This is a genomic window from Pseudomonas sp. B21-010, assembly GCF_024749325.1.
Taxonomy (GTDB): domain Bacteria; phylum Pseudomonadota; class Gammaproteobacteria; order Pseudomonadales; family Pseudomonadaceae; genus Aquipseudomonas; species Aquipseudomonas kilonensis.
Genome location: NZ_CP087198.1, coordinates 2,566,217 through 2,582,223 on the forward strand (window position 1 = coordinate 2,566,217; position 16,007 = coordinate 2,582,223).

General features: G+C 58.5%; 12 protein-coding genes. 5 read left to right on the forward strand and 7 right to left on the reverse strand.

Going from position 1 to position 16,007, the window contains the following annotated elements; translation table 11 throughout:
* Window positions 1–63 precede the first annotated feature (63 nt).
* Window positions 64–1,233, reverse strand: coding sequence for a mandelate racemase/muconate lactonizing enzyme family protein (locus LOY50_RS11450; RefSeq protein WP_253473592.1), 1,170 nt, complete (start codon window positions 1,231–1,233; stop codon window positions 64–66).
* Between the two features lie 99 nt (window positions 1,234–1,332).
* On the opposite strand from LOY50_RS11450, the gene LOY50_RS11455 reads away from it, so the two are divergent.
* Window positions 1,333–2,208, forward strand: coding sequence for a LysR family transcriptional regulator (locus LOY50_RS11455; protein WP_018600329.1), 876 nt, complete (start codon window positions 1,333–1,335; stop codon window positions 2,206–2,208).
* Between the two features lie 109 nt (window positions 2,209–2,317).
* On the opposite strand, the gene LOY50_RS11460 is transcribed toward LOY50_RS11455, so the two are convergent.
* From LOY50_RS11460 to LOY50_RS11470, 3 genes are all read right to left on the reverse strand, one after another.
* Entirely contained in the window at window positions 2,318–3,244 is a 927-nt protein-coding gene (locus LOY50_RS11460; protein WP_253473595.1) for a sugar ABC transporter substrate-binding protein, read from the reverse strand.
* Between the two features lie 81 nt (window positions 3,245–3,325).
* Window positions 3,326–4,117, reverse strand: a complete 792-nt coding sequence (locus LOY50_RS11465; protein WP_258690894.1) for a TIM barrel protein — start codon at window positions 4,115–4,117, stop codon at window positions 3,326–3,328.
* Window positions 4,114–5,136 carry a Gfo/Idh/MocA family oxidoreductase gene (locus LOY50_RS11470; RefSeq protein ID WP_258690895.1) on the reverse strand — a complete coding sequence of 341 codons (1,023 nt, stop codon included), beginning with the start codon at window positions 5,134–5,136 and terminating at the stop codon, window positions 4,114–4,116. The genes LOY50_RS11465 and LOY50_RS11470 overlap by 4 nt, the downstream gene beginning before the upstream one ends.
* Before the next feature lie 193 nt (window positions 5,137–5,329).
* Here LOY50_RS11470 and LOY50_RS11475 point away from each other — a divergent pair, with 193 nt between their 5' ends.
* Window positions 5,330–7,321: a sigma-54-dependent Fis family transcriptional regulator gene (locus LOY50_RS11475; protein ID WP_258690896.1), complete on the forward strand. Its 1,992-nt coding sequence runs from the start codon at window positions 5,330–5,332 to the stop codon at window positions 7,319–7,321.
* Window positions 7,322–7,622: 301 nt separating this feature from the next.
* Entirely contained in the window at window positions 7,623–9,524 is a 1,902-nt protein-coding gene (locus LOY50_RS11480; protein WP_258690897.1) for a potassium transporter Kup, read from the forward strand.
* A gap of 30 nt (window positions 9,525–9,554) precedes the next feature.
* Here LOY50_RS11480 and LOY50_RS11485 read toward each other — a convergent pair whose 3' ends face one another.
* Window positions 9,555–10,505, reverse strand: coding sequence for a magnesium transporter CorA family protein (locus LOY50_RS11485; protein WP_214509220.1), 951 nt, complete (start codon window positions 10,503–10,505; stop codon window positions 9,555–9,557).
* Between the two features lie 66 nt (window positions 10,506–10,571).
* The gene (locus LOY50_RS11490; RefSeq protein ID WP_253473610.1) at window positions 10,572–12,158 is read right to left on the reverse strand and encodes a RimK family protein; all 1,587 of its coding nucleotides are present in this window, start codon (window positions 12,156–12,158) and stop codon (window positions 10,572–10,574) included.
* 92 nt (window positions 12,159–12,250) lie between these two features.
* Here LOY50_RS11490 and LOY50_RS11495 point away from each other — a divergent pair, with 92 nt between their 5' ends.
* Window positions 12,251–13,363, forward strand: a complete 1,113-nt coding sequence (locus LOY50_RS11495; RefSeq protein ID WP_258690898.1) for a GNAT family N-acetyltransferase/peptidase C39 family protein — start codon at window positions 12,251–12,253, stop codon at window positions 13,361–13,363.
* Here the strand turns inward: LOY50_RS11495 and LOY50_RS11500 are convergent.
* A complete protein-coding gene (locus tag LOY50_RS11500) occupies window positions 13,347–14,606 on the reverse strand; it encodes an MFS transporter (RefSeq protein WP_258690899.1) in 1,260 nt (419 codons plus the stop codon). The genes LOY50_RS11495 and LOY50_RS11500 overlap by 17 nt on opposite strands.
* Before the next feature lie 380 nt (window positions 14,607–14,986).
* On the opposite strand from LOY50_RS11500, the gene LOY50_RS11505 reads away from it, so the two are divergent.
* Window positions 14,987–16,006 carry a substrate-binding domain-containing protein gene (locus LOY50_RS11505; RefSeq protein ID WP_214509363.1) on the forward strand — a complete coding sequence of 340 codons (1,020 nt, stop codon included), beginning with the start codon at window positions 14,987–14,989 and terminating at the stop codon, window positions 16,004–16,006.
* Window position 16,007: the final 1 nt, after the last annotated feature.

Sequence of the window (16,007 nt, forward strand, 5' to 3'; positions counted from 1 at the left end):
GTTGGTGGGCGATGCCTGCCTGGTGCTGCGGCCCCTTGCACAGAGACCGCAGGTCGAGGGTGATCAGCCTTCGCTCAACTCACGCATTACAGCGTACAAAGCGGACTTGGCTTCGAAGCCAACACCTGGAATATCCGGCAGGCCGACATAGCTGTTTTCCACCTGGATCCCGTCAGCGAAGCCACCGAAAGGCTGGAACACATCCGGGTACGATTCGTTACCGCCAAGGTGCAGACCTGCTGCGATGTTCAGGGACATCTGGTGACCACCATGCGGAACTACGCGGCGGGAAGACCAACCCATTTCTTCCATCACCTTGAGGGTGCGCATGTACTCCACGAGCCCGTAGGACAGTGCACAGTCAAACTGGAGGTAGTCGCGATCGGGGCGCATGCCGCCGTGGCGCAGCAGGTTGCGGGCGTCCTGGTGGGAGAACAGGTTTTCCCCGGTGGCCATGGGCAGTTCATAGTGATTTGCAAGCTCAGCCTGCAAGGCGTAGTCAAGCGGGTCGCCGACCTCTTCGTACCAGAAGAGGTTGTACTTCTTGATGGCTTCCGCGTAAGCAATACCGGTCTGCAGATCGAAACGACCGTTGGCATCGACGGCCAGTCGACGACCGTCGCCAACCACTTCGAGTACCGCTTCGATGCGACGGATATCTTCGTCCAGCGGCACCGCACCGATCTTCATCTTGACGACGTCGTAGCCACGATCCAGATAGCTCTGCATTTCCGCCTTGAGCTTGGTCTGGTCTTTGCCAGGGTAGTAGTAGCCGCCCGCTGCATAGACCCAGACCTTGTCATCGGCCACGCCGTTACGGTAACGGTCGGCCAGCAGGCGATACAGCGGTTTGCCTTCAATCTTGGCGACGGCATCCCATACGGCCATGTCGATGGTGCCCACTGCGACCGAGCGCTCGCCGTGGCCGCCTGGCTTTTCGTTGGTCATCAAGGTTTTCCAGATGGCGAACGGGTCCAGGTTGTTGTTGGCATGGTCGATGAGCGTGTCTGGATCCGCTTCCGTAATGCGCGCCAGGAAACGATCACGCATCAATGCGCCCTGGCCATAGCGTCCATTGGAGTTGAAGCCGTAGCCGATGACAGGCTTTCCGTCGCGAATCACATCAGTGATGACAGCGACAACCGAGCACGTCATTTTCGAAAAATCGATGTAGGCGTTAGCAATCGGGGAGGCAATGGAAACAGTTTTTTCACGAATGTCTACGATGCGCATGGCGGGGTCCTCTTGTTGTTTATGGCCCCACGTTAGGCTTTGCGATGTCACCCGCCCAATGCTATTAATGCCGCACCCTATGCACAGGAGGCATGGCCCTTGGAACTCGTTTGGCTTGAGGATTTTTCAGCGCTTGCGGAGTACGGCAGCTTCGTTCGGGCGGCTGAAGCGCGGCACGTTACCCAGCCGGCGTTCAGTCGCAGAGTGCGCTCGCTGGAGAGCTGGATGGGGGTGCAATTGTTCGTTCGAACGCCTCAAGGCGCGACACTGACTGAAGCCGGCAGGCAAATTTTGCCGAGTGCCCAGGAGGCTGCCAGGCGCTTGTACAGAATGCGCAACGAGGCTCAAGAGGTTGCTGGGATGGCTGCCAGGTCGCTTCAGTTTGCGGCAACGCATTCCCTGTCGTTTACATTTTTTCCCAGGTGGCTTCGAAGCTCGGAGAGCGGTGCTCCCATCGAGGCTGTGCAACTGCACTCCGATAGCATGGCTGTCTGTGAGCAGATGCTGATACATGGCCAGGTTCAGTTTCTGCTTTGCCACCGCCATCCCGACGTTCCACCGCTACTGGCCCCTGATCAGTTCATCGGCAAGAAGGTGGGTGAAGACGTTCTTGTTCCTCTTGCGAGTGCCTCCGCCAACTTCGGCACCTCGCCTGCGGCCTTGCCATACCTGGCTTACACCCATGAGTCTGGGTTGGGGCGTATCGTCGCCCACAGGCTGCGTGGCAAAGAAGATTACCTTCACCTCAAACCCCTTTTCAGCAGCCACCTTGCAGCGGTGCTGATGTCCATGGCCCTGGAAAGCAAAGGCGTGGCCTGGTTGCCCAAGAGCCTCACCGAGCAGGAAATGCTGGATGGGCGCTTAGTCAGGGCGCTCGACGAAAGCTGGGACATACCGCTGGAAATTCATCTGACCCGTCCATCGGCGCCGCTCAGTCAATCTGCCGAAGCGTTCTGGGCCCGGCTGGGGCAGTGACCCGGCGCGTTTCATGTAACGCGCTGCGTTGCTCAATAAAAATAGAATTTGAGTGTGCAAATCGCCGCTGATCCCTTGCCGGGACCACGGCGAAGTGCCGAGCGTGTCGCTACTTGTAATGTTGTTCAAACACCGCCAACTGCTCAGGCTTGATCAACTGAAAGGGCACCCAGACGTCCGTTTCCACCGGCTCTCCCTTGATCATCTTGAGCGCTGCCTGTACTGCACTGGTCGCCTGGGCCTTGGGGTCCTGGAACACCGAGGCGACCAGCATCCCACGCTTGATCGCTGCCAGGCCGTCAGGCAAGCCGTCGATGCCGACAATCGCGATCTCGCCCTTGGCTTTGCCGGCCTGTTGCAAGGCCATGGCCGCACCGATGGCCATCTCGTCGTTGTTGGCGACGATGGCATCGAAACGACTGCCCGCCAATAGCCAGTTGCTGGTCAGGTCCATCCCTTTGTTGCGCTGCCACTCGGCGCTTTGCTGTTCGACAATCTTGATCCCGGGGTAATCCTTGAGCACCTGTTTGACGCCTTCGGTGCGGTCGTGGGTGGCGTTTTGCGCCAGGTCGCCCATGATGATCGCAAGGTTGCCCTTGCCGCCGAGCTTCTCGGCCAGGTAGCGCATTTGCAGCTGTCCGGCCTCGATGTCATTGGACGCGACCGTGACGACGCCTTTGGGCAAGGTGCGCTCGTCCGGGTGACGGTTGACGTAGACCAGTGGCGTCTTCGCTTCGACCGCGGCGCGGGTGATGTTGGCCGTGGCGGAGGTGTCCACCGGCAGGACAATGACCGCATCCACTTTCTGGTTGATAAAGCCCTGGACCTGGTTGAGTTGGCGCACCACATCGCCTTGGGCGTCCTCGAACTGGATCTTCACGTTTTCCTTTTTCGCGGCCTCGTCCAGACCATTACGCACGTAGGTCATGAAGTTGTCGTCGACCCTGGCGATGCTGACGCCGATGCGATAGTCGGCGGCGGCCCATTGGCTGAACAGCAATAGCAGGGTGGCGAAAAGCAGTGTGCAACGACGCATGATGGTTTTCCTTTTGTTGTTATGAGTTGTACGTCACCAAGAGATGAAAATCTGCCGCACGTGTTGAATTCGGCGCGGGCTTTATCCATCAAGCGTGAAGGCCTGCCGGAAACGCTCAAGCGCGACCTCGCTGTCACCGCTGGCCCAGCCTTCGAGGCCGACGACACCGCTGTATCCCATGCCGAACAAGGCCCTGGCAATGGCGGGATAATGGATTTCACCGGTGCCGGGCTCCATGCGCCCCGGGACGTCGGCGACCTGGATCTCGCCGATGGCGCTGCCGGCGCGCTGGATCAGTTCGATCAGGTTGCCTTCGCCGATCTGTGCGTGATAGAGGTCCAGGTTCATCTTCAGGTGCGGGCTGCCCACGGCCTCGATCAACGCCAGGGTGTCGTCGGCGCGGGCGAACGGCGTGCCTGGGTGGTCGACTTCGGTATTGAGGTTTTCCAACAGGAATACCCGACCCGCGTCTTCGCCCAGGCGGGCGATTTTTTCCAGCGTCTTGCAGGCGCTCAACCACATGCGGCCGGTGGCCTGGGCCACGGGTTTGACCGGCAAGCCCTGGTCACCCAGGCCGGTGCCATGCAGGTTCAGGCTGGGGCAGCCCAATTGAGCGGCGACGGCCAAGGATTCCTGGGCGCTGTCGAGCAGGTGCTGGATGCCCTCGGGATCGGTAAGGTTGCCGGAGATGTAGCCGGTCATGGAGGTGAAATCCGCGCCGGTCGCCACGAGGGCCTGAATGTCCTTGGTCGTCCAGTTCCATATCTCGACGCTGAAGCCCAGCGCGCGGATGCGTTTGACCCGCTCGATAAAGGGCAGGTCGAGAAAGACCATCTCGGCGCTGATCGCCAGTTTGAACGGCGTGAAACTCATGAAAGCGCTCCTTGCACACGCACTGTTTTGCCCTGTTGGAAAGATTCGATACAGGCGCGGGCGATGGCCAGTGCCGCCCGCGCGTCTTCACCGCTGGCCAGCGGTTTCTCGCCGCTGCGCACGCAACTGACGAAGTGGTTGAGCTCGGCCACATAGGCATCACGCAGCAGGTCGGTGTCCATGCGCTGGGTGTCGGCCTGGACCCCATTGGCCAGGTACCGCAGCAAATCAGAGTCGTTGACGTTGCCCATGGTCAGCATGCCAGCGCTGCCGAACACTTCGCCGCGGACATCGTAGCCATACACGGCCTGGAAATTGGCCTCGGCCGTGGCGATGGCGCCGTTATCGAAACGGATCGTGACCACCGCGGTGTCGAGAAACCCTTTGTCCTTGTAGGCCGGTGCGATCAGGGCATCGGCCATCACAAAAACCTCAACCGCCTCGGCGCCCGGATTCAGGTAGCGCAGGGTGTCGAAGTCATGGATCAGCGTTTCCAGGAAGATCACCCATTGCGGCGAGGCGGCCGGGTTGTTCAGCGCTGGGTCGCGGGTCAGCGAGCGCAGCAGTTGTGGCGTACCGATCCGGCCGCCGACCACGTCCAGGTGAGCGGTGCGGAAACTTTTGGCAAAGCGACGGTTGAAGCCGACTTGTAGTGTTACCCGTGCGTCGGCAGCGGCGGCGATGGCGCGGTCGGCTTCGTCCAGGGTGATGGCCATCGGTTTTTCACAGAACACCCCTTTGCCGGCCCGGGCCGCACTGATCACCAATTCGGCATGGCTGCGTGCCGGGGCGACAATCAGCACGGCGTCGATGTCCGGGTCATCGAGTAATTGCTGTGGGTCGGTATAGACCTTCTGCACGTCCAGTTCTGCCGCCAGGCGTGCGGCTTGGCCGGGGGTAGGATCGGCGATGGCGGCGAGGCAGGCGCCGGGGATGTGCCGGGCGGCGGTCAGGCCGTGAAAACTGCCCATGCGGCCGGCGCCGATGAGGCCAAGGCGAAGGGTTTTGGATGTGCTCATGAACATGACTCCCTTTATTGTTTTTACGACTCGGCGGTAAGAATGTCCTCGTCTGTGCAAGCAGGGAGCAAGCGCTGTGCCAAAAATTAACTGATTGATATTTAAGGTTTTTTATCTTCTTGTTTTTGAAATAATGTTCATTTTTATGACATGTCTATACTGACATGTCGAAAATATGAACATGTGGCCGAATATGAACCAGCAACCTGCAGCATTGAGCGCCGAAGACCGTGACTACCTCACCACGCTGGGCCCTGCGTCGTTGAACGAAGGGCCAGGCATTGCGCTGGATGGAGCATGGCGCGCGTGTTTGCAGGGGGGTACCGAACGGCCTGCCGGGATCCGCCGGGTGATTTGGGAGTCCTGGTTGCGCAGCGTCGATGCCGGCCTCGATCCGGAAGACGGCGAGTACCGTTTTGTCGCGCCTGCCGACCTGACCGCGACCCTGGCAGCCAACCGGGTGCTGATCGCCGCGGCGGCGCAAGTCATGCGCGGTTTGCTCGCCTATAACCCCAGGGGCCATATCAACCTGACCGATGCCGAAGGCACGACTTTGTATTTCTGTGGCCTGGACCTCACACCCATTGGCAGTCGATTGCTGGAGTCGGTACAGGGCACCAATTGCACCGGGCTGGCTATTGTCGAGGACCGTTTGGTGTATGTGCTGGCCGAGGAGAACTTCGGACTTGGCCTGCGTCAGCGCCGCATGCATTGCGCCGCCGCGCCCATCCGCGATGCACAGGGCCGGACGCTGGGCATGTTGACCTTGACGGCAGAGCCCGGCTGGTTTCATTTCCATACGCTGGGCACGGTCCAGGCCGCGGCCGAGGCGGTCTCGCGGCAGATGGCGCTGCAAGCCTTGCTGGAAGAACAACAAACAGTCCTTGAAGTGCTCAACGAGGGCTTGGTGGTATTGGATGAGCAGGGCTGCATCAAGGCGCTCAACCATTACGCTCGGCAGTTGTTCCGCGTCGGCCGTGACCTGCTCGGCAGTCCGTTCAAGAGCCTGGGCCAGAGCGAATTGACCGATGCAGTCCTGCTCGCGGGCGGGGAAGGCGTGCGCGACCTGGACTGCACCTTTGAGCTGCACGACCGCAGCCATCTGGCCTGCCTGGTGTCGGTCTGCCCACTGGAGCAAGGCGGGCGGATTGTGTCGTTGCGCGAGAACCGACGCATCCGGGAAATCACCCGGCGGATCATTGGCACCCAGGCCAGCTACACCTTCGAAACCATCCTTGGCCGTTCACAGGCGATTGAGGATGCACTGCACCTGGCGCGGGTTGCCAGTCGCAGTGATTCGACCACGCTGATCCTCGGTGAGAGCGGCACTGGCAAGGAGTTGTTCGCCCAGGCCATCCATAATGGCAGCGATCGATGTGGCGGGCCTTTTGTGGCGGTCAACTGCGGGGCGATTCCCCGTGACCTGGTGCAGAGCGAACTGTTTGGTCATGTCGAAGGCGCGTTCACCGGAGCGGCGCGCGGTGGGTCGGCAGGCAAGTTCGAATTGGCCGATGGCGGGACGATCTTCCTCGATGAAATCGGTGATATGTCCTTCGATGCACAGGTCAGCCTGCTGCGTGTCCTGCAGGAAGGCGAGGTGACACGGGTGGGGGCGAAAAAATCGCTGCGGGTCAACGTGCGCATCATCGCCGCCACCCATCGCAACCTGAGCCAGGCAGTGGCCGAAGGCGCCTTTCGCGAGGACCTTTACTACCGGCTCAACGTGCTGAACCTGACGGTGCCGCCACTGCGAATGCGCCGCGAAGATGTGCCGTTGCTGGCGCGGCATTTTCTTGCGCGATGTGCCCGGTCGCTACGCAAGTCGATGCAGGACCTTTCGCCCGCGGCGCTGGACATGCTTGGCGCCTATCACTGGCCAGGCAATGTCCGTGAGTTGGAGAACGTCATCGAACGGGCGACCAACCTGGCGATGACTGAACTGATCGAGCCGAGCGATCTTGCCCTGGATATCAGGCAGCGAGGGCGCTCATCGATATGGGGAAGTGCCCCTGAGCCGCGGATGGCGCCGGATCTTGGTACCCATGAGATGAATGCCATCATCGCCGCCCTCAAAGACACACGCGGAAACATCCGCCTGGCTGCTCAGCGGCTGAATGTGTCGCGGGGTGGGTTGTACAACAAAATGAGCCGGTTTGGACTCAAGGTCGATGCGTTCCGTTCTTAGCGGGATGCTGTCGTAAATGCTCTGGAAATTGCCACGATCCCTAGCTGGGCTGCTGGTATAGAGCGTGCGCGATAACGCGTAGCTGCCGTGATGGGGAGGCGTTAACGCGCAGTCCTGACGATGACAGACCAACGGGGAATGTAAAAATTTTACGGTTTTTTTACGGTAGGTGTTTTGGCCCACAACGATACTGGCCGCGATTTTCAGGTCGTCCGAGCGCCTTGCATTTCCAATGGCCTTGGCAAATCGTATTGCTCAAGGATGGCATACACTTCCCCCCGTAATTTGAGAGACGCAACCCTTGAGCGAAGCAGCGATTCCCGCCCATGAAGACTCCCATGCCAAAACATCAGGAGTGGGCTTGCTAGTTGCCGCGGTGGGCGTGGTTTATGGGGACATTGGCACCAGCCCGCTTTACACACTCAAGGAAGTGTTCGCCGGTCACTACGGCGTCCAGGCCAACCAGGACGGTGTACTGGGTATTCTGTCGTTGATCTTCTGGTCACTGATCTGGGTCGTCTCGATCAAGTACGTGCTGTTCATCCTTCGCGCCAACAACCAGGGTGAGGGGGGCATCATGGCCTTGACCGCATTGGCACGTCGGGCTGCGGCACCGTTTCCCAAAATGAGCAGGGTCCTGGTATTGCTCGGGCTCTTCGGCGCGGCACTGTTTTACGGGGACAGCATGATCACCCCGGCCATCTCGGTGCTCTCGGCGGTCGAAGGGCTGCAGCTTGCGTTTGATGGAATCGAACAGTGGGTCGTTCCGCTGTCCGTGGTCATCCTGATAGCGCTGTTCCTGATCCAAAAACATGGCACGGCGCGTATCGGCATCCTGTTCGGCCCGGTCATGGTGCTGTGGTTCATGGTGCTGGGTGCGCTCGGCATTTACGGCATCCTGCAACGACCGGAAGTTCTGCAGGCGCTCAATCCTGCGTGGGCAGTGCAGTTTTTTGTGGTGCATCCGGGGATTGGCGTGGCCATTCTGGGCGCCGTGGTGTTGGCATTGACCGGTGCTGAAGCACTGTATGCCGACATGGGCCACTTTGGCCGCAAGCCCATTGCTCGCGCCTGGTTCATTCTCGTGTTGCCCGGCTTGGTGCTCAATTACTTTGGCCAGGGCGCCCTGATCCTGGGAAACCCGGAGACCGTGCGCAACCCGTTCTATTTGCTGGCGCCTGAATGGGCACTTTTACCGATGGTCGCGCTCTCCACACTGGCCACCATCATCGCCTCTCAAGCCGTGATCTCCGGTGCTTTTTCCCTGACTCGCCAGGCCATCCAGTTGGGTTACGTCCCTCGCATGTTTATCCAGCACACCTCCAGCCAGGAACAGGGACAGATCTATATCGGTACGGTTAACTGGGCGTTGATGGTGGGCGTCGTGCTGTTGGTGATTGGTTTCGAGTCGTCCAGTGCGTTGGCCGCAGCTTATGGCGTCGCTGTGACGGGGACCATGTTGATCACGACAATCTTGTCCTCGGCCGTCGTCCTGCTCCTGTGGAAAACGCCGCGCTGGCTGGCCATCCCGATGCTGCTCGGATTCTTGCTGGTAGACGGTCTGTATTTCGCGGCCAATGCATCCAAAATTTTTCAGGGTGGCGCGTTCCCGGTGATTGCCGGCATCAGCCTGTTCATTTTGATGACGACCTGGAAGCGGGGCAGAAAGATTATTGTTGAGCGGCTGGATGAAACCGCACTTCCTCTACCTCTATTCATCGCCAGCATCCGTACGCAGCCTCCCCATCGGGTGCAAGGTACGGCCGTGTTTCTTACGGCCAGGACAGATGCTGTTCCTCATGCACTGCTGCACAACCTGCTGCATAACCAGGTTTTGCATGAGCAAGTGGTATTGCTCACAGTGGTGTCCGAAGACAGCCCTCGTGTGAGTGCTGACCGACGGTTTGAGGTTGAAGCCTATGGGGAAGGGTTCTTCCGGGTCAGTCTGCACTTTGGCTTTATCGAGGAGCCCGATGTCCCCTTGGCCTTGAGTCTCTGTCACTTGGCTGAACTGGACTTCAGTCCGATGCGCACCACCTATTTCCTCAGCCGGGAGACGGTGATCCCGACCAAGCGCATCGGAATGGCCCGTTGGCGAGAAACCCTGTTCGCGTTTTTGCTGAAGAACGCCAATAGCAACCTGAAGTACTTCAAGTTGCCGTTGAACCGGGTGATAGAGCTGGGCACACAGGTCGAGATGTAAAGGAGTCATCGAGTATCCAGAGGGGCTCGTTCAATGCGGGCCATTCATGCTGGATGAACCACGCGTCAGACGCTTGAGCGCGATAACCATCAGGCCCCCGGCTACAACCATTCCTGTGAGAAAAAGCGGATAGGCAATCCACCAGGGAACGGCTGAGGTCATCATGCTGAACTCGGACATGCCACCAATGCTGGCGATCAGGTTGAGAGGCAGGAAAACCACATTGATCAGCGTCAGTTTGCGTAACAGGTTGTTCATGGTGTTGTTCATCAAATTGCCGCGTGCGTCGATCAAGCCGGCAAACACCCTGGAGTAGATTTCCGCCTGTTTGTTGCACTGGGTATTTTCGATGATCAAATCGTCGATAAGCGCAATCGCCTCGACGCTGAAGTGCTCTTTTTCCGCATGGTTGCGCAGCCGAGTCAGGACAGCGCCATTGCTGTGAATCGCATTGATGTAGTAGATCAGGCTTTCGCTGAGGTTAAACATCTGGACCAGATGTCGATTCTCCATCGAGGCGTTGAATCTCTGCTGCAGCTCGCGAGCCACCATCTTGATCACCTTGAGGTGGCCCAGGTAGTGGTGGAGGTTGTTGAACAGTATGTCCAGCAGCACATCTTGCGTTGTGTGCAAGGGGTGCCGCTGCCCCAATCCACTCAACTGGGAGTCGTCAGTCGCGATTATCAGCAAGCGTGTTTTAGAGAAGAGCAAGCCGAACGATGAGACCTCAAAGGCCAGGCTATCTCCGCCCGAGTAACTTTCCGGACGCTTCCAGATCAAGAACAGGTTATCCGGATGGAATTCGATGCGTGAGACTTCGTCCGGATCCAGTGCCGAAGCCAGCGCGTGATCGTCCAGTTTGAACTCGCTGCGCAACAGATCTCGTTCTGCCGCATCGGGATTACTGAACAACATCACATCAGCATTGAGCTGTTCAACCGGTACCAGCGCCCCGTTGGCGAGCAGAAAACTCTTGATCACGTCTGACCTATGGCGTTGTTGACAGAGGAAGTCAGTGTCTTGCAGGTCGTGTAGCGGATCAAGTATTCACCAGGCCTGACCGCGACGTTTCAGCTCAAGACGGCGAATGAACTCTTCCAGAACCAGGGAATACAGGTCGTCCTGCAAGTAGGCGTCTTCGATGCCCGCGTCCATGTTCGGGTTGTCGTTAACCTCGATGACCACCACCTTATCCCCCGACTGTTTCAGGTCGACCCCGTACAAACCATCTCCAATGAGATTTGCGGTCTTCACCGCCAGCTCCACCACCGCCCGCGGTGCTTCGTGAACCGCCAAGGTGCGGCATTCCCCATTAATGTCCTGACCCTTGGCCTTGTGGTTGTAGATTTGCCAGTGACCTTTGGACATGAAGTACTGGCAGGCGAAAATCGGTTTGCGGTTGAGTACGCCGATGCGCCAGTCGTACTCGGTGTAGAAGAACTCCTGAGCCAGTAGCAATACCGAGTGCTCGAAGAGCTCAGCGGTGGCATCCAGCAGCGCCTGTTGGCTTTCAACCTTGATTACGCCACGGGAAAAACAACCATCGGGAATCTTCAGCACTAATGGAAAGCCCAGGCGTTCACCGACTCGCTCGAAGTCTTCCGGTCGCTCCTTGTAGAGAATCTCGGTTGCCGGCATACCCAATTGATGGCTCTTGAGCAGATCAGTCAGGTACACCTTGTTGGTACAGCGCAGGATTGAAGTGGGATCGTCCATCACCACCAGGCCTTCGCTTTCCGCCTTCTTGGCGAAGCGATAGGTGTGGTTATCCACGCTGGTGGTTTCGCGAATCAGCAGGGCGTCATACTCGGCGATTCGCGAGTAGTCTTTCTTTTCGATCAGATCGACATCAATGCCCAGGCCTTTGCCCACCCTGATAAAGCTTTCCAGTGCCTTGGCATTGGAAGGCGGCAACGATTCTTGTGGGTCATGCAATATGGCCAGGTCGTAACGGGCCACGCGGGGTGACCGCGGTACTCGCCAGATCTTGCGGCTGAAACTGTCCAGCGAGTTGGCAAATTGATCCTCCTGGTCTTCGCGTAGCTTTTGCAAGACGCCAGGCTTTATCCCCTCAATGTGCCAACTATTGCTTTTACGGAACTCCACCAGGAGGATCGGACATGGGAATATTTCGAAAATTTGCCGGGCCAGTTCCTGCAAGGGCTCAAGGTTGGTTTTACCAAAGTAAAGAGTGAGCGTGAATCCTTCGGTATTACTATAAAGGTGGTTGTTCAGTGCTTTGTCCAGCGCCTTGTCCAAGTCATCCAGCGCGAGGCTGTACAGTGATTTTCGGGTCAACTCGCTGATGGTCCGCACAGACGGAATAACTTTATGGCCGCGTGCTTCTGCCAGCAATGAGCAGTAATACCCGTGTCCTAGGTACTTGTAGCTCCGACACAGATTAATAACCTGAACACGCTTGCCCGCCTCGCTTTCAAGGGGTTGCTCGAGATACTCCTGGGCACTCATCACATCGTCTGATGGAAAATAAGACGCCCAGTCTTCTTTACGCTCAACAATAATAACGACTTGGCTTTGCTGCCTCTGTGCACTCGATAAATAAGTAAGGTTTGATATTGCCGCTAACCGATTTTGCTCTGATACTTCACGCCGATCACCCTGTGCCGCTGACATATGAGAAGGTCCGTTGGAGAACAAGTCCTTATCTATTAAGCACGATACTTTTTAGAAGTCTCGTTTCGTTACGCAATTTTTACGGCGGCTATATGAACCTGGTATTTCGCAAGGCGACACACGATGATCTGAAGTCTCTGCTGGAATTGGAAAACCAGTGCTTTACCCATGACCGGCTGACGCCGCGCAGTTTCCAGTGGATGATCGGCCGAGCCCATGCCAGCCTGATCGTCGCGCAGGCCGAGAGCCAATTGATGGGCTACTGCCTGGTCTTGTTCCACCGCGGCACCTCGCTGGCGCGTCTGTACTCCATCGCCATCGCCACCCATAGTCGTGGCCTGGGCTTGGGGAAACAGCTACTGGATCAGGCGGAAGAGTGCGCACGCGCGAACGACTGCGCCTACCTGCGACTGGAAGTCCGACCGGATAATCCGGTTGCCATCAGTCTTTATGAGCGCAATGGGTACCGGCGCTTCGCCGTGGTAAACGACTACTACGAAGACCATTTGCATGCACTGCGCTTGGAAAAGCGTGTTGTGCAGCCTCGGGAAAACCGTGAGCTCCAGGTACCTTACTACCAACAGACCACTGAGTTTACCTGCGGCCCGGCTTGCCTCTTGATGGCCATGAAGGCATTGCAACCCGATCGTTTAATCGGGCGTAGGGACGAACTGCAGATCTGGCGTGAAGCCACCACGGTGTTCATGACTTCAGGGCACGGTGGTTGCAGTCCCCAAGGGTTGGCACTCGCGGCCTGGCGCCGGGGGTTTCGAGTACGCTTGCAAGTGAGTATCGCAGGTCCGCTATTTCTCGACGGTGTGCGCGACGAACATAAAAAAGAAGTAATGCGCCTGGTACATGAAGCGTTCTGCAGCGAACTCGCGCAGAGTGATGTGGAGCAGGTGAGTAGCAACCAACTGGACCTAGCTCAGGCACTGAAGGAGGGCGGTCAACCCCTGGTGTTGATCAGCAGCTACCGACTGACGCGCTCGAAAGCCCCACACTGGGTCATTGTCACTGATTACGATGAGGACTTCGTCTACCTGCATGATCCAGACATTGATCATAGTCAGCACCGTCAGGCACTTGACTGCCAGCATCTTCCCGTCAGCCACAAGGCATTCGACAAAATGTGTGTTTTCGGCGGCAATAAGCTACGCGCCTCCGTGACGATTTACCCTCGTCAATCTATGCCCATGGTATGAAGCGATACCCACCCCTGTTTCGGTAATGAAGTGGATAGAACGACCAAATGGCGAGCCCCTGCACGACGACTGCTGCTGTCACGACGGCGACGATGGCGTGATTCGGATCGGTGAAGAGGGAGCGCACCAGGCCGAACAAGGCCGGGGCGAAGGCGTAGGTGGCTTGGCTGATCGCGACCATCAGGGCGATCACCCTGGCGGTTTGTTCTCGGCTGAACTCGGTCTGGGCTATCAGTGGCGGCAAGGAGGTGGCATTGCCAATGCCCGAACCGATCAACACCACGGCTATCCAGGCCACTGTCGGGTGAAGGTCCAGACCGAGAAGCATCAGCGTGCCCAGCATCTGGATGGCATAACCGAGACAGGCCAGTTGTCGGCGGTTCATGCCTTGGATCATCAGGCGTGCGGCGACGTATCGGCCGCCCATCGCACTGGCAGTGGCCAGACCCATGGCGAATGAGGCGTCATGCGCCCCCATGCGACCCACCAGGATCGAGTACAGGTGCGCGATCAAGCCGATCTGGGCGAATAGCCCCAAGGACATGCCGGCTGCCAGGGTGCGGAACCTTGCCGACCTGAGGGTCTGCATGGCGGTCCACGGCGTGGCGTCGGTGCTGATCGGCACGGGTTCCGGTTGGTCTGCATTGTCGGGATGTTGTCCCAGGCTTTGTGGGCTTTTGTTGAAGACCAGGAAAGCGAAGACGCCTATGAGCAACACCGCGACAATGCTGATTACCAGCGCCGCCATGGCAAAGCCGAAACGCTCGATCAGCAACACCCACAGCGGCGAAAAGATCACGCCACCCAGGCTGGCGCCGTTGTAGGCCTTGCCCAGGGCCTTGGGTCTTTCCTTGACGTACCACGGCGCGATCAGGGTGTTAACGGCCGCGGCACCCAATGTCACCCAGCCGATACCCGAGCAGACGGCGCCCGTATACAGCACCCATAACTGGTTGGCGTGAGCCCAGATGTTCACGCCGATACCCAGGAGGATGCTGCCCAGCAGGGTGATGGCGGGTATCCCGAAGCGTGCGTAAAGGCGTGGCAGGTTGGCGATGACAAGCGTGCCGCTGAGAAAGTGCAAGGTCACGGCAGCCGAGACCTGGGCGATCGGCCAACCCGTGCGCTCCATGACCGTTTGCATATAAATCGGCGGCCCATAGAAGCCGATTCCCCAGCCGATAATCGCCAGGATGAACGTGCAGGCCAGTACAGTTTTTCCAAAAAAACGGGTGCGTGTCATCGCCATCTCCTCCATGTTTGGCTCATAGGCTATGGGATCGACAGGCTCCTCACTTCGTGGTGCGTCGAACAATGGATGTCGAGCGAGGACCGGGGCTGGAAGGATGTTACAAACTTGCTATTCCCCTTTCGGGCCGATGACAGCAGAACCGACTATCCTTGCGGACACTGAATTTGAACACTGCATCCATAAAAAAAAGAGACGCCATGACACATTATGATCGCGCCATCGGCTCCAGACCCGGCATCACACGCTGTGATCAAACCTGTAAGGCCAGGTCCCGGTTGCTCAAGATAATTTCAATGACGGCTTTCTGTCTCTTCGCGGCAACGCCCGGATACGGCCAGGATCTACCGGCAGCGACGGACGCCACAGTGACGGTGAATCAAGCACAGGAAATGGTTGCCAAGGCCACTCTCGGCGCCGTTCCCTGGAGTGGCCCCGAATCCGGCCCGCGCGCCCAGCGCGGCAAGAGTATCGCCATTGTCGCAGAAGATATGCGCAACGGAGGTATTGTCGGTGTCGCCCAGGGCGCTCGCGAGGCCGCCAAGGCGATGGGCTGGACGCTGAGGGTATTCGATGGCGCTGGCTCCTCGGCCGGGCGTGCAAAGGCCTTTGCCGATGCCCTGGCGGCGAACCCCGATGGCCTCATTCTGTGCGGTGCCGACGCCCTTGAAAACAAGGCGGCGCTGGCCGTCTTCGCCGACAAGGGCGTGCCAGTGGTGGGCTGGCACGCCGGAGAGCGGCCCGGGCCGATTGATGGGACGCCGATGGCCATGAACGTCACGACCGACCCGCTCGAAGTGGCTCGCATCACGGCCATGGCGGCAGTGGCGCAGTCGAACGGAAAGGCCGGGGTGGTCATCCTGACCGACTCCAGGTACAGCATCGCCATGGCGAAAGCCAAGGCCATGGAAAACGTGATTCGGGCCTGTCGGGAGTGCTCGTTGCTGGAGGTGCGCGATGTCGCGATCTCCGAAAGCCGCGAGAAAATGCCGGCGATCACCACGGAACTGCTTCAGCGCCATGGCAAGCGTTGGACCCACACGTTGGCCATCAACGATATCTATTTCGACTACGCGGTGGCCACCTTGGCCAGCGCCGCGATACCCCGCGACGGCATCAGTCTGATGTCGGCCGGTGACGGGAGTGCTTCGGCGTTCTTGCGCATACAGGAAAAAAACTACCAGACCGTCACCGTGGCCGAACCGCTCAATGTGCATGGCTGGCAGGTGATCGATGAATTGAACCGACTGATGGCAGGTCAGCCGGTGAGCGGTTTCGTGGCACCGGTTCACTTGGTCAATGCCGACAATATCACCTTGGACGGCGGGACGAAGCTCCTGTACGACCCCAGCAATGGTTATCGAGACATCTATCGATTCCAGTGGAATCCCTGAG